This is a genomic window from Wolbachia endosymbiont of Anopheles demeilloni (assembly GCF_018491735.2).
Lineage (GTDB): Bacteria > Pseudomonadota > Alphaproteobacteria > Rickettsiales > Anaplasmataceae > Wolbachia.
In genome coordinates this window covers 35,889-50,578 of the sequence record NZ_CP084694.1, presented here as the reverse complement: position 1 = coordinate 50,578, position 14,690 = coordinate 35,889, and the positions used below count along the sequence as shown (strand labels likewise).

General features: G+C 33.2%; 12 protein-coding genes. 5 read left to right on the top strand and 7 right to left on the bottom strand.

The genetic code is table 11. The features are described from left to right. The first annotated feature begins 100 nt into the window (after window positions 1-100). The 3 genes from JSQ73_RS00245 to JSQ73_RS06690 are packed head-to-tail and all read left to right on the top strand — an operon-like array spanning window position 101 to window position 2,526. Window positions 101-757, top strand: a complete 657-nt coding sequence (locus tag JSQ73_RS00245; protein WP_214249346.1) for an exopolysaccharide biosynthesis protein — start codon at window positions 101-103, stop codon at window positions 755-757. Then, window positions 750-2,144: a cysteine--tRNA ligase gene (gene cysS / locus JSQ73_RS00240; protein WP_214249345.1), complete on the top strand. Its 1,395-nt coding sequence runs from the start codon at window positions 750-752 to the stop codon at window positions 2,142-2,144. Before JSQ73_RS00245 ends, cysS begins: the two co-directional genes overlap by 8 nt. Then, window positions 2,113-2,526: a YqaA family protein gene (locus JSQ73_RS06690; protein WP_369409677.1), complete on the top strand. Its 414-nt coding sequence runs from the start codon at window positions 2,113-2,115 to the stop codon at window positions 2,524-2,526. Before cysS ends, JSQ73_RS06690 begins: the two co-directional genes overlap by 32 nt. A gap of 30 nt (window positions 2,527-2,556) precedes the next feature. Here JSQ73_RS06690 and JSQ73_RS00235 read toward each other — a convergent pair whose 3' ends face one another. The 7 genes from JSQ73_RS00235 to hemJ form a co-directional block, all read right to left on the bottom strand. After that, window positions 2,557-5,493 (bottom strand): YhdP family protein, encoded by a 2,937-nt coding sequence (locus tag JSQ73_RS00235; protein ID WP_214249344.1) that lies wholly within the window; start codon window positions 5,491-5,493, stop codon window positions 2,557-2,559. Continuing rightward, entirely contained in the window at window positions 5,486-5,923 is a 438-nt protein-coding gene (gene rnhA, locus JSQ73_RS00230; protein ID WP_214249343.1) for a ribonuclease HI, read from the bottom strand. Before rnhA ends, JSQ73_RS00235 begins: the two co-directional genes overlap by 8 nt. A gap of 175 nt (window positions 5,924-6,098) precedes the next feature. Further along, a complete protein-coding gene (locus tag JSQ73_RS00225; protein ID WP_214249342.1) occupies window positions 6,099-6,986 on the bottom strand; it encodes a heme o synthase in 888 nt (295 codons plus the stop codon). Window position 6,987: 1 nt separating this feature from the next. Next, window positions 6,988-8,538 carry a cytochrome c oxidase subunit I gene (gene ctaD, locus JSQ73_RS00220; RefSeq protein ID WP_214249341.1) on the bottom strand — a complete coding sequence of 517 codons (1,551 nt, stop codon included), beginning with the start codon at window positions 8,536-8,538 and terminating at the stop codon, window positions 6,988-6,990. A 15-nt stretch (window positions 8,539-8,553) separates the two neighbouring features. Next, entirely contained in the window at window positions 8,554-9,318 is a 765-nt protein-coding gene (gene coxB / locus JSQ73_RS00215; protein WP_214249340.1) for a cytochrome c oxidase subunit II, read from the bottom strand. A gap of 507 nt (window positions 9,319-9,825) precedes the next feature. Next, complete coding sequence (locus JSQ73_RS00210; protein WP_214249339.1) at window positions 9,826-11,337, bottom strand: HlyD family type I secretion periplasmic adaptor subunit; 1,512 nt, start codon at window positions 11,335-11,337, stop codon at window positions 9,826-9,828. Window positions 11,338-11,491: 154 nt separating this feature from the next. After that, window positions 11,492-11,920 (bottom strand): protoporphyrinogen oxidase HemJ, encoded by a 429-nt coding sequence (gene hemJ / locus JSQ73_RS00205; protein WP_214249338.1) that lies wholly within the window; start codon window positions 11,918-11,920, stop codon window positions 11,492-11,494. A 65-nt stretch (window positions 11,921-11,985) separates the two neighbouring features. Here hemJ and pdhA point away from each other — a divergent pair, with 65 nt between their 5' ends. Then, a complete protein-coding gene (pdhA, locus tag JSQ73_RS00200) occupies window positions 11,986-12,966 on the top strand; it encodes a pyruvate dehydrogenase (acetyl-transferring) E1 component subunit alpha (protein ID WP_214249337.1) in 981 nt (326 codons plus the stop codon). Between the two features lie 193 nt (window positions 12,967-13,159). Beyond that, on the top strand, window positions 13,160-14,590 hold the full coding sequence (gene gatB, locus JSQ73_RS00195; protein ID WP_214249336.1) for an Asp-tRNA(Asn)/Glu-tRNA(Gln) amidotransferase subunit GatB: 1,431 nt from the start codon (window positions 13,160-13,162) through the stop codon (window positions 14,588-14,590). The last annotated feature ends 100 nt before the right edge of the window (window positions 14,591-14,690 follow it).

Genomic DNA, 14,690 nt, shown 5'->3' with positions numbered 1-14,690 from the left:
TTAGTGCGTGTCATTTGTTTAAACAAGGCTAAAGAATTGAAGAGGTATAACTGAAATATATTAATAATTACGTTAGTTAGAATGTTATTAAAGGGCAATTATGCAAAAAAGTGTGAAACTGAGCGAAGATAAAAAATTGGCTTCTGATATTCTCAAAGAGGTTGCAGATACCAATAACAACGATAGTGATAAAGTAACATTGTTCAACATCAAAACAGCTTTACATGAGCGCGGTTTTGGTATTTTAATAATCATCTTCTCTTTACCGCTATCAGTACCTATACCTGTTCCACCTGGCTATACAACCATTCTTTCTATACCTTTAATCTTATTTTCACTGCAGCTTCTATTTGGGTTTGATTCTCCTTGGATGCCTAATTGGCTAGAAAGGAAATCTTTTCAACGTTCAACACTAGCTCTCGTGGTAGAGAAAACTTCACCTACATTAAAAAAAATAGAAAAGTTCATGAAACCAAGAATGTCTTTCATTTTTCGTGGTCCTGGTGAAAATATTTTAGCATTTATAATGCTGCTTTGTGCATTATCGATAGCAATCCCACTTCCTTTAACTAACTTCATTCCTGCAATTGGTACAACTCTCATTTCACTGGGTATCATGAGCAAAGATGGATTTCTCTCTATAATGGGAGTATTAGTATCATTGTGTGGGTTATTACTTACTCTTGTCGTAATAGTTAAAGGACCACAGCTTATATTTGGAGCATTTTCTTTTCTAAAAAGCTTTGTATATGGTTAAGCTTTACAACACTTTAACAAAAAAAAAAGAGCCCTTTACACCGATCGATAAAGATCACATAAAAATGTACATTTGTGGGCCAACAGTATATGATACAGCACATATAGGTAATGCACGTTCTATTGTTGTTTACGATGTATTATTTCGACTACTTAAATTTTGTTATGGAAAAGTTACTTATGTGCGTAATATAACCGACATCGATGACAAGATAATCAATGCAGCAAATGAGAAAAATAGTAATATAGAAAGCATTAGCAAATATTACACTAAAACTTTTCATGAAGACATGGAAAGCATAAATTGTGCAGAACCAACATATGAACCAAAAGCAACGGAAAACATAGATAACATTATCAAGTTAATTGAGTCTTTGCTGCAAGCTGGTAATGCTTATGAATCCAATAAACATGTATATTTTAGTGTAGAATCTTACCCTGAATACGGCGTTTTATCAGGAAAAAAAATTGATGAGTTGGATCATGGTAATAGAGTTAAAGTGGGTGAAAATAAAAAACACCCAGGAGACTTCGTACTTTGGAAACCTGCAAACGAAACTGACTATAAACTTTCAAGTCACTGGAATAGTCCATGGGGAGAAGGAAGACCAGGGTGGCATATAGAATGTTCAGCAATGTCATATGCTTACCTTGGCAAAGATTTTGATATTCACGGTGGCGGTATAGACTTGCAATTTCCTCATCATGAAAATGAAATTGCGCAGAGTAAATCTGCATTTGCTGGGTCAACGTTTGCAAAATATTGGATACACAACGGTTTTCTTACAGTAAATGAAGAGAAAATGAGCAAATCCTTATTTAATATAGTCAAAGTAAGGGATTTGCTAGATAGTGAAGTCAGAGGTGAAGTAATACGTTATGCACTGCTCAAGACTCACTATAGAAAACCACTTGATTGGACAGAAAATGTTATCTCTGAGTCGCAAGAAACTTTAAACAAATTTTATCGGTTATTACGTACTACATGTATTGAAGAAAGTGATGCAGAAGTCTCTAAAGATTTTATAGAGGCTTTGAAAAACGATTTAAACATTCCTGAAGCTGTAGCTATATTGCATGAAATGGCTACAGAAATCAATAAGACAAGTAATGAATGTGAGAGGCTCAAATTAACTAAGAAGTTTGTTAAAAGCGCAAGGTTCATTGGTCTTCTTGAGTCAAGTTATCAAGAGTGGTTTGCAAGTGATGTGAGTCATCAAGAAATAGAAAGGTTGATAGGCTTAAGAAAAGTAGCAAAACAAAGTAAAGATTATGATACTGCAGATAAAATAAGAGAGCAATTAAAACAAATGGGGGTTACAATTTCTGATAACGAAGATGGTACAACAACTTGGTATGGAAAATTATCTCCTATTGTTTATAGATAGCCTAGTATCATCGCTTATCTTACCCATACATCAAGATTTTGTACTTTACACTATGTTATGCTTTAGGTCAAACTACGATCAACTACTTATATTACTTTTTGGAGTATTAGGATCCAGTCTTGGTGGAATAGCTAACTGGTATTTAGGTAGAATAACAATTTTTATCAGAAGATCACATCACAAATTAGAGAATGAAGACAAAACACCAAAAATTGTAAGGCACCTACTGATTTGTGCAGTTGCATTGCTTTCGTGGGTACCAGCACTTGGAAGTGTGACTCAGATTTTATCCGGTTACTTCAAGTTAAACCTTTATATTCTTGTTCCCTTAATTATTTTATCTAACATCCTCTGTTTGTTGTATCTAACGTTTACCATCTAACTAAACATCAATAAACAACTCTTCTTCTGGTCATATTGAGCTAAATTTCTTCTTCAAACTACCTTTTAAAATGCTTTTATTAGTTTTTGTCATCATACGATCAAATACTCCTAATAACCTCTTAAGTAAGCTTGGGGTTAGCGAAGAGATAGGATTAACAGATACGTTGTTGTTTTTATCATCACCATTTGCTTTGTAGTCTATTGAAATAATCCCCCTACTCTTCCCACCAGTCAGAAATTTTCCGATTATAGGGATTTTCAACAAAGATTTGTTAATTGAGTATGCCGGTATTACTTGTCCTTCAACCTGGAATTTATAATCCTTAATATCGAGCGTACCACTAGTGCTAATTCCTAGTTCCGCTCTTTCAAGCCAAGATTCTTCAATTTCAACAGTGCCATCTTTATATGAAAAAGGTGCATTACACTTATAAAAATGTACACCTTCGTTCTTTATAGCATTTACAATACCAGACAGTGAAGACATTGATAATAAAGTGGTAAGCAGTGGAGCATCTTTGATATAGAAATTGCTGATAGATAACATACCATAATGTTCTCCATTTTCTTTCTTAGAAGATAGATAAAGAGATAATTTGCCATTTTTAACTGATTTACCAATACATAAAGAACGCAAAAGCATGCCTGAATTATCCGAATATATTTCAAGCCCTATTTCACTATGTTCTACTAGTATATTACTGTTATCTTCTAAAAACTGTCCTGTGAATTGACTTCCACTACAATCACCTTTAGCACAAGTTACATTTAGCTTAGCATCTTTTATGATAATTCCTTCTTTCATAATTATATTATCAACATTCATAGTAACTTCTATTTTGTTATTTAATCGATTACTATCTTTGCCAAGTAAACCTAACACATCACTTAAGTTGATTTTCTCACCGTGAATAGTTATGACATTTTTCTCCTTACCTGATTCAATTTCTATACTAAAATTATTATCAGGTAATTTAAAGTTGCTAGAATTTAAATATAGATTTCCATTTTCTACTCTTCCGCTAAATTTTATGTCTAGATCATTTCCTACAACATCTAGTTTATCTATTAGTAACTTACCTGCTCCTTTTAGCCTTGTAGAAAATAAAACTTCATTGTGATCTTCAAAATGGTTTTTCCACCCTAAGTAGCTTGAACGCAACTCGAGCTCTGATAAATCTATATTACCATTAACGTACCCTGTTTTGTCTTGATACATTACTGACTCTATATTTGCATTGATATAACCATCACCGAAATTAAGTATTTGAGCAGGTAAATCTCCAGTCAAACTCCAGGCAAAATTTTCATTTTTATTGCTACTTTTGAGGTCAAATAGCAGCTGTGTATTATTTACCATACCACTGCCATTTAAATCAATAAAATCTCTGCCGAAATCAAGCTTAATATCATACTTACCAAGACTTTCATTATATACGACCAAATTATCAATTTCAGAATAGAAATTTGCTGAGAAGTCCACTTTTTTACTATCACCATTTAGATTAAAAATAAGAAAATTGAATATAGAATTTGCTATTCCACCTACTTTATCTCTTTCAAACTTTACCACATCATCCAGCTTAAATTTTATAGGCTCATATAACCCATAAGCATCACTTACAGCCTGACCATTAATGGTAAGAACAGAATCTTCTTTATTGAGAGAGTTCATTTCAATATGACCACTATTGATAGTAAAATTCTGAAACTTAGCTCTATTTACAATAATTTTGAGATTGTTATCCTTGAGAGTTAACTCACCGTTCAAGTTCTCTACTCGTTCAAAATCCTCATCAAATTGAACGCTGCCATTTTCTATATCAGCAACAATTACAATACCTGACAGATCATCATTTATTAAACTATCGATTTTACCGTTAAAACTTATAATTGTATTTATAATATTCCCATCAATATTATTACAATACCACTTTCTAAATTCATTGTTCACTAGACCATCTGGTACATAAGTACATAAATCTTTTGCAACAAGTTTACTAATATTAACTCTAAGCAAAGCATGATTTGTGCCAAAGTTCATTTTGCCAATCAAAGAAAGGTAAGTATCATTTAACTTAAAATGAAAGTTTTTTACGCTAATGATTTCATCACTATATGTCAAATTTACATTTACATTAGTCAAGGCTAAGTTTTTACCTGAGTGACTCTCTTTATTTAACACGTATATGTTTCCATCCATAACTTCATCCTTTCCATTAATTCTCATTGAGAAATTCCCTTTGAACCCTATTTCTTTGTCCAAATTGTAACTTTTAACTAATGTGGAAAACTCGTTAAATAGCCCCAACTTTAGGTTATAAAATGTTCCATACAAATTTAACAAATTATTGCGATTTTTTATCATAATAGATAAATCATCTAGAATCCCCTTTTTATCTTTTGTATGAACACGAATATCCAAAACATTAAAATTTTCCTCCTTTCCTACATATACTTTATCAATGAAGAATTCACCTTCCATATTTTTATTGATAGCAATGTTAGTAATTTCAATCCTTGAATCTGCATTTAAGTAGAAAAAAAATTTTCTTATTGTCTTCAGCAGATTTTTTGTACTACTCATCTTATCTGTCATTACAGATGTTGTTATTCCTCTGGTCTCTTCCTTCTTGATATATATGTTTACATTACCAGCTAAAACCTGAGAGAACTTTTTGGAACTTAACTTAAAGTGTACGAAAAGCTCAGGAACTTCTATGGTAAAGTCAGGATTTGTTATTTTTAAATCTGTAATGACTAGCTTTCCATCTTTCTGCCAAATAACCGAGGTACTCTCCATGCTGACATCCGAATTGGTAAATATCTTTAATATTTTTTTCTTTATATAAAAATTAATATAACTAATATTGATTTCTAAAGGACCTTCCCCTTTAAAAGGGATAAAGAAGCAGAATATAAATAATAAAATTATAGAAAATGATAGAGCTATTTTTTTAAGCATCAATTATTGCTTTTCTTGCTAAGCTGTCGGCTTCTTCATTGTATTTATCACCATTATGTGCTTTCACCCACTTCCAGTTAATCTCATGTTGCAAAGCAACATCGTCTAATTCTTTCCATAATTCTATATTTTTTACTGACTTCTTATTACTTGTCTTCCAGCCGTTTATTTTCCACTTATTTATCCATTCTGTTATACCGTATTTAACATAGAGGCTATCCGTATACAAACTGATATTATAAGGAAATTTTAATACCTTCAGTCCATTGATCACTGCTGTTAACTCCATTTTATTATTTGTAGTATTTTCTTCTCTACCACAGATGTTCTTTCTATGATTTTGAAATAATATGATTGCTGCCCATCCCCCTAAACCAGGGTTACCAAGGCATGCTCCATCTGTATATATTGTCACTTCCTTTTTATTCATCTTTACTGTAGTGAATGAATTAAAGTATACCGTTACTTCTATGAAAATACTATTTTTATAGATATAGAGGCAATTTAAGCCACATCTTTAAATTTTATTATGGAAATAAAAAAAAGTGCTACAACGAGTATTATTAGAAGAGAAAGTAAAAGATAGTTTTTATGTTCTTTCATAGTTAAAATAAGTCAATAGAACAAAAAATAATACTAGCAAATAGAGAAAATAGATAAGAAATTGAGTAAGAAAACATTTTTTTCTGCGAGCTATGATTCTTAAGCCTTATAACTGATATGGCAAACCAAATAAAAACGCAACCTTCAATAATTGCCATACTGAGGTAGAATAATGACTTTTTCAAAAATAGTGCTGGGAGTAAGCTAGTTAATACCAACAATACACTATAAATTAATATATGTTTTCTTGTCTTTTTCGGTCCATGGATAACATTAAACATTGGTATCGATGCTTTTACATAGTCCTCAGATCTATTTAAAGATAGAGCCCAAAAATGTGGTGGAGTCCACATAAAAATTATTAAAAATAGAATAAAACTTTCCCAACTTACAGAGTCAGTTACAACCGCCCAGCCAATCATTGGAGGAAAAGCACCTGCTGCACCACCGATAACGATATTCTGCGGAGTACGCCTTTTTAGCCAAATTGTATATACGAAAACGTAAAATAATATGCTAATTGCAAGCAAAGCAGCAGAAATATAGTTCACTGCTATTGCCATGATAAATACTGACAATATTCCAAGAGTTATACCAAACTCAAGCGCGCTTTCTGCAGAAACTCTACGTGCAGGTATAGGACGATTTTTTGTTCTCTCCATAATCAAGTCTATATCTCTGTCATACCACATATTTATTGCGCCTGCAGATCCTGAGCCAAGAGCAATGCATATAAGAGATATTAGTGCAAGGAAAGGATGAATGCTACCTGGTGCAGCAACCATTCCAGCAACTGCAGTAAATACTACAAGATACATTATCCTTGGCTTTAGCAAATGCCAAAAATCCAGTATTGTTGATTCAATATTTAGCAAAACACTTGTGTACATTCTATTTCATCACTGGTGGTTTTTCAAAAGTATGAAAAGGCGGTGGTGAAGATACCGTCCATTCTAAAGTGTTACCTTCCCAAGGATTATCTCCAGTTTTTTTGCCCCATTTGAAAAGATGTATAACTATAAATATAAAAAACATAACTGAAACAAAGGACATATATGAACCAATTGAGGATATATAATTCCAAGGGATAAACGCTTCGGGATAATCAGGTATACGTCTTGGCATACCAGCTAATCCTAAGAAATGCTGAGGTAAGAAAGTAACATTGGTGCTAATAAAAGTGAGCCAAAAGTGTATCTTTCCTAAACACTCGTTATATTGCTTACCTGACATTTTGCCTATCCAATAATAAAAACCGGCGAAAGCTCCAAATAATGCAGCAAGCGACATGACATAGTGAAAGTGAGCAACGACATAATAGGTGTCATGCAAAAGTTTATCTATTCCACCATGAGAGAGAATTATTCCGGTTATACCCCCACCAACAAACATGAAAATAAAACCTAGTGCAAATAGCATAGGGGTTTTAAATTCGATCGCTCCACCCCACATAGTTGCAATCCAACTAAATACTTTTACACCAGTTATAACACCAATGAAAATTGTGCTAGTGCTAAAAAATATAGCAGCATCCTCGCTAAGGCCAACAGTAAACATATGGTGAGCCCAAACCATGAAGCCAAACGTTGCTATTCCTATCATGGCATAAACCATTCCCGTATAACCAAATACTGGCCTATGAGAAAAAGTTGATACGATCTGACTGATTATACCAAATGCAGGAAAAATAATTATGTAAACCTCTGGATGACCAAAAAACCAAAAAAGATGTTGAAATAACACAGGATCACCGCCACCAGCAGGATCAAAAAAAGAAGTACCTATATTACGATCAGTGAGCAGCATAGTTATAGCACCAGCAAGTACCGGTAAGGCAAAAATTAACATAAATGACGTAAGTAAAATAGACCAAACAAACAGTGGCATCTTATTGAGTGATATACCTTTTGCACGCATATTGAATATGGTCACTATAAAGTTGATCGCCCCAACAATTGATGACATACCAGCAACATGAAGTGCAAGTATAGCAAGATCAACTCCTGCACTTGGGTGAGAAATGATTTGCGATAGAGGTGGGTATAAAGTCCATCCTGTTCCAGGACCTTCGCCAGCAAACACTGAGAGAATGAGCAAAATAAAAGATGACACTAATAACCAAAAACTTAAATTATTCATACGAGGAAATGCCATGTCTGGTGCACCAATCATGAGAGGCACAAACCAATTACCAAATCCTCCCATTAACGCTGGCATTATCATAAAAAACACCATTATTACTGCATGCCCTGTAATCATTACGTTATATAGCTGGTAATTATTGTTAAGTATATTAATATGCATTAGCTGAGTACGAATAATTACCGATAACAATCCGCCAATAATTCCAGCTAATATGGAAAAAATAATGTATAGTGTCCCTATATCTTTGTGATTAGTAGAAAACAGCCAACGTCTTATACCTTTTGGTACATCACTCATATCTATACTCCAAATTTAACTTACTAATTTTTTATTTTCAATCCATTTATTAAAATTTTCTTTACTCACTGCTTCAACAACAATTGGCATAAATCCATGACCTTGACCACAGAGTTCATAACATTGCCCATAATAAATACCAGGCTTCATAATATTAAACCATGCTTCATTTAGCCTACCTGGTATTGCATCAATTTTTACACCAAAAGCTGGTATCCCCCAACTGTGTATTACATCTCCTGCTGTCACTTGCAAACGAACGTTAGTATTGACAGGTAAAACAACGTTATTGTCAACAGAGAATAGTTTTAAATCCCCTTCAATAAAATTATCTTTTCCTTTTATATAGCTGTCAAATGAAATACCTTGATATTCTGGGTACTGGTAACTCCAATACCATTGATGACCAATAACTTTTAGTGTTATGTCAGCTTTTGGCACTTTCTCCTGTAGTTTAATTAATTCAGCATTTTTACAAGCCAATACCCCAACAATAATCGTTGGTATAACAAACCAGATAATTTCTAAAAAGATATTATGAGTTATTTTACTGACATTTTTCACTTTGCCCTTACGAAAGCGAAATACTACATAAGCAAGCAGGACCCATACAAAAAGCATAATTGCAATCATTACACTCATCACAAACGAATGTGACTTAACTATAACCTCCATTATCTCAGTTGCAGGTGCAGGAAATCCAAATTGCCAAGAAGTAGGAGCAGAAGCAATTGATATGTTTGAGTAAAACATTATCAATAATGCAAATAACTTCACCATATTTTGTGCTGTAAAACTAACTGTATAATAGTATATATAAACTTACTATGCAAACAGAGATTATAGAATGTACACAAGTGTTTTGCTAAATATTGAATCAATAGTAAATGATGATTAATGTTTTTTTAGCATTTAATAAATATAATAATACGATACTAACTTGAGGAAAAAAGCATTTACATGAATCTATTTTAAGTTAAAATATTATAATATTTTAACTTAAGTATTTACTTTAAGAAAATTCTATAATAAGTTTAATAGTGTCTGTTATTGCTAATAACCCTCTAGCCTCACACCTAAAAGCAGTAACAGACACTATTAAACTTTAGGTAATTTTACCTATTTATAATTCACTGAGGTAAAAATCTTACTAATTACTTTAATTTTACTATACAGATGAGTTTACTAATTAACCTTTAATGTTTACGTTAGCATTTACATCTTGTGTGTAATTTTTTTTTTGCATATCAAACTCTTTAAACAAATTTTTTAGAAAAGCCAAATAAATTATCTCTCTATGAAAGATCTATCGAATGTTGAAATTATAGGTGTAAACAAGAACGATAAAAGAGTGCGGGATTGAGTAACTATATATACTTCTACTGGCATGCCAGGATATAGGTATACGTTTTTAAACTGAGCAAGTTCTGATTTTGGTATCACCACTCGCACTGAATAATAACGCCCCATCCTTGGATCATCAAGAGCATCAGGAGAAATATGGTTTACTATACCGTTAATTAAACTTAAGCGACGTGCACTATAAGCGCTCAGCCTTACTTTAACTTTCAGCCCTTCTAGTCCGTCAATAGAGGCTATATTGCTATCTTTCTTTTTTGCTGACAGTATCTCTTCTATGTTTCTGGTTAGAACTTTAGCATCTATTATTAGATCATCATTTGATGGTACTATACTCATGATTGGAACTCCAGATTGTATAACACCACCCTCAGTGTTGTACCTTATATCTGTAACTATACCATCTTGAGGCGATTTAATTACTGTGCGTGCTAATGAATCTTCAGCAACCATCAGCCTCTCTTTTAGGTCTGTAATAGATGTATTAACTTCCTTAAGTTCAGCGTTTGCTCTTTCTTGAGAATCGTTTCTCACATTTATAATTTCCAATTCATTCTCTCCAATTTTTTGCTGTACTTGAGATATTGCAGAACGGTAATGTCCAACTCTACCCTCAATTTCAGCAAACTGTTTCTCTAAAGCTAAAATGTGTGGTTTGCTTATATGGCCACTATCAAGTAATTGTCTTTTTGTTTCTAATTCCTCAGTTATCAAGTCCAATTGCTTATTGGCTGCATTTAGTTGAAAATTTAGCCCTGCTAATTCAGCATTTAACTGCTTTATACGTTGTTGCAGTATGTCAGTTTTTCCTAATATACTCTTTCTCTGAGAGTTGAACAACTTTACCTGATTCTTTATCGCTTTATTTACAAGTTCATCGTTAGATAATCTTTTAACCTCATCAGAAAATTCTAGTGTATCTAAGTCTCCCCTAATTGCAATAAGTCTTGCTTCAGTTGCCAAAAGTGATAAGAGTTTTTCTTTAATTATACTCAAATTTGCCTTTTCGTTAACATCACTTAATAAAACTAAAGGCTCATCTTTTCTAACTGTTTGACCTTCCTTTACTAAAATTTTGCTTATTATTCCCCCACCCAAGTGCTGCACTATTTTTCTATTTGAAGAGACAATAACTTCTCCACTTGCATGCACTGCTCCGTCAATTGGAGCTATAGCTGACCAAATACCACCTATTCCAAAAAAGATAAATATCACCACTAAACCAAAAAATAGTGGTCCCCATGTGACTTTTAAGACTTCATTTGCGTTATTACTCTCACGTTTAAAAATAAAATTTATCATCGCATCAATCCATGCGAACGTCTTATCCAAAAATTGATATTTCTTCTTTCTATTTCTTGCCCCTTGCGTATCTATATCATCACTACCAATCAGGCCTGTCAAAGAAAGTCCAGCACTAAGCTTTTTTAACTTACTCATTATAATACTACTGCGAATTCTTGTTAATCAGGATAACACACAAAAACAAAGAATCTATATCTTAAGTACTTAACTTAGACTATGGAACATCAGAATAAACTATTTAGTAACAATTCTTATACTCCATTGAATGGTTCAGTATTAGGCTAGAAAATCAAAAAGGTTTTACAATAACCATAATAACTATAATTATTATTAACACTGTTACTGCTTCGTTTAAAACACGAAAATAAACGTGAGTTTTCTTATTCAAGCCCACTGCAAAATTTTTCCTATGTTTTGCAAGTAGATCATGAATAGCAAACATTAAGAATAATGCTAGCGCTTTTACATGAAACCACCCTTCGAGGTATGCTTCCCTAATAATCATTAGCATAATTCCAAAACCAAGGGAGAAAAGCATTGCAGGGTTTATGATATATCTAAGGAGTCTCTTCTCCATTATTTGAAGTAAGCTGTCATTTTCTGACCCTAGTTTTACAGATGCATGGTAAACATAAAGCCTTGGCAAATAGAGCATACCTGCCACCCACATAATCACAGAGATAACGTGAAAAGCTTCAAGCCAGTGATAGTAGTCCATATAGATAGTATTATAAAATGTTAAAAATTTCTGGTATGATCTCAATTTAATAAAAGAAAGTCAATATGAAAGCAGAAAATTTCACTAAAGAACAGGTGATTGGATTTTACAGAAAAATGCTTCTCATACGCAGATTTGAGGAAAAAGCAGGACAATTATACGGAATGGGATTAATAGGCGGATTCTGTCACTTATCAATAGGGCAAGAAGCAGTTGCAGTTGGGACTCAAGCTGCATCGAAATCTGGTGATGCTTTTATCACAAGCTATAGAGACCATGGCTTAATGCTTGCATGTAATTCTGATCCAAATGTTGTGATGGCAGAACTAACCAGCAAAGAAACAGGGTGTTCAAAAGGCAAAGGTGGCTCTATGCACATATTTGATGTTGAAAAAAATTTCTTTGGTGGACATGGAATAGTAGGTGCACAAGTTCCAATTGGCACAGGAATAGCATTTGCTAATAAATATAAGAAAAAAGATAACGTGGTATTCACGTATTTTGGTGACGGTGCTGCAAATCAAGGACAAGTATATGAATCATTTAATATGGCATCTTTGTGGAAGTTACCTGTGGTTTATATCATAGAAAATAACGAATACGCAATGGGAACTTCTGTGCAAAGATCAACTTTAGTAACTGAACTATATAAAAGAGGAGAGAATTTTGGTATTCCTGGAAAACAAGTTGATGGAATGGATTTTTTCTCTGTCTATGAGGCAACAAGTGAAATAGCTGAGCACGTACGTGGAGGAAAAGGACCTCTCTTGCTTGAAATGAAGACATATCGATATCGTGGCCATTCGATGTCAGATCCTGCTACTTATCGCACAAAAGAAGAAGTTGAAGATATGAAGCAAAATCATGATCCTATAAGCAATATAAAGCAGTATATGACAGATAATAAAATAGCTTCTGATGAAGAATGCAAAGCTATTGATAAGGAAATACGAGACTTAGTAAAAAAGTCAGAAGATTTTGCTAGAAGTAGTAAAGAGCCAGGGATTGATGAGCTGTATACTGATGTTTACAAATTTATTGGATAATCAGTTGCCATCAAATTATGTTTTAGCCTACTATAAATATTTTTTGGCAGTAATATAACAACCCTAGCCAATAGAAATTGTAAAGCAACTCTTATATGATTGATATATACCTCTTTAATAATAGGTTAAATGAGTTTTATTTGACTTTTTGTACTATTTTGCAAAATATAAAGTTATTAGTTGAATAAAATACATGACAAAAGAAAACTGGGAAACAGTAATTGGACTTGAGGTGCACGCTCAGGTTTCTTCTAAGACAAAGCTATTTTCTAGTTCACTAACGGAATTTGGTACTGAGCACAATACTCAAGTTTCTCTAGTTGATGCGGCAATGCCAGGTACATTACCAATATTAAATTATTTCTGCATAGAGCAAGTAATATGTACCGGTCTTGCACTTTCTGCAGAAATTAATAAATGCTCTTACTTTGATCGGAAAAATTATTTTTATCCCGATTTACCACAAGGTTACCAAATAACCCAATTCTTTGAGCCAATAGTTAAAAATGGTAAAGTGTTTATCAAAAATAATGAAAAAGAAATAAGAATCGCAAGAATTCACTTAGAGCAAGATGCAGGAAAGAGTATCCATGAAGAAAGCAAAACTTACGTAGATTTAAATCGTGCAGGTGTTGCTTTAATGGAAATTGTTTCAGAGCCAGATCTTCGTTCATCTGCAGAAGCTGCAGAATTCATGAAAAAGTTGAGGCAGATTTTGCGTTACATCGGTTCATGTGATGGTGATATGGAAAAGGGTTCACTTCGTTGTGATGCAAATGTTTCTGTTCGCCCAAACGGTAGTAGCAGATTTGGCACTCGTTGTGAAATAAAAAACTTAAATTCAATACGTTATATTGTACAAGCTATAGATTATGAAGCACAAAGGCAGATCAAAATTTTGGAAAGCGGAGGAGAAATAAGTCAAGATACCTTATTGTTTGATGTCACTTTAGGAAAAACAAAAGTGATGAGAAGCAAAGAAGATTCAAGTGACTATAGATATTTCCCTGAACCTGATTTGCTACCTGTTGAAATAAGCCAAGACAAAATTGATTCTATTAAATCATCTTTACCCGAGTTGCCAGATCAAAAAAAACTTCGATACATAGAGGAATTAGGTATCAATGAATATGATGCAGACGTTATCACTTCTGATAAAGAAATTGCCGATTATTTTGAAAAATTAGCAAAAAAGAATGATTCAAAGATTTCAGTTACCTGGTTAACCGTCGAGCTTTTCGGTCGTTTAAATAAAACAAATATTGATATTGTTAGCTCTCCAATTAAAGCAGATGCTTTATCCGAACTCCTCGACTTTATCGTCGATGGAACGATCTCTGCTAAACTTGGTAAACAAGTTTTTGATATTATGTTTGAAACTGGAAAGCCTGCATCCCTTATTATAGAAGAGCAGAATCTCAAGCAAATAACTGACACATGTCAAATCTCAGAGGTAATAGATAAAATCATCAATGACAACCAAGATAAAGTTCAAGAATATAAGGGTGGTAAAACAAGATTGTATGGGTTCTTTGTTGGTGAAGTTATGAAATTCACCAAAGGAAAAGCCAGCCCTGATGTCGTAAACTTGGTTTTGAGTGAAAAATTAAAATTGAGTGCCTAGGTGTACGGTCCCAGATCTTTTGCTATTTGCTTGACTTGTTTCTTTACATAGCTTCTCATTTAAATTCTGCTGTCTATTCTCTTTCATTCATAACCTTTTG

Bases quoted from the DNA above. Each gene is read 5' to 3' on its own strand.
- JSQ73_RS00245 (WP_214249346.1), top strand. From the start codon at position 101: ATGCAAAAAAGTGTGAAACTGAGCGAAGATAAAAAATTGGCTTCTGAT.
- cysS (WP_214249345.1), top strand. From the start codon at position 750: ATGGTTAAGCTTTACAACACTTTAACAAAAAAAAAAGAGCCCTTTACA.
- JSQ73_RS06690 (WP_369409677.1), top strand. From the start codon at position 2,113: ATGGAAAATTATCTCCTATTGTTTATAGATAGCCTAGTATCATCGCTT.
- JSQ73_RS00235 (WP_214249344.1), bottom strand. From the start codon at position 5,493: ATGCTTAAAAAAATAGCTCTATCATTTTCTATAATTTTATTATTTATA.
- rnhA (WP_214249343.1), bottom strand. From the start codon at position 5,923: ATGAATAAAAAGGAAGTGACAATATATACAGATGGAGCATGCCTTGGT.
- JSQ73_RS00225 (WP_214249342.1), bottom strand. From the start codon at position 6,986: ATGTACACAAGTGTTTTGCTAAATATTGAATCAACAATACTGGATTTT.
- ctaD (WP_214249341.1), bottom strand. From the start codon at position 8,538: ATGAGTGATGTACCAAAAGGTATAAGACGTTGGCTGTTTTCTACTAAT.
- coxB (WP_214249340.1), bottom strand. From the start codon at position 9,318: ATGGTGAAGTTATTTGCATTATTGATAATGTTTTACTCAAACATATCA.
- JSQ73_RS00210 (WP_214249339.1), bottom strand. From the start codon at position 11,337: ATGAGTAAGTTAAAAAAGCTTAGTGCTGGACTTTCTTTGACAGGCCTG.
- hemJ (WP_214249338.1), bottom strand. From the start codon at position 11,920: ATGGACTACTATCACTGGCTTGAAGCTTTTCACGTTATCTCTGTGATT.
- pdhA (WP_214249337.1), top strand. From the start codon at position 11,986: ATGAAAGCAGAAAATTTCACTAAAGAACAGGTGATTGGATTTTACAGA.
- gatB (WP_214249336.1), top strand. From the start codon at position 13,160: ATGACAAAAGAAAACTGGGAAACAGTAATTGGACTTGAGGTGCACGCT.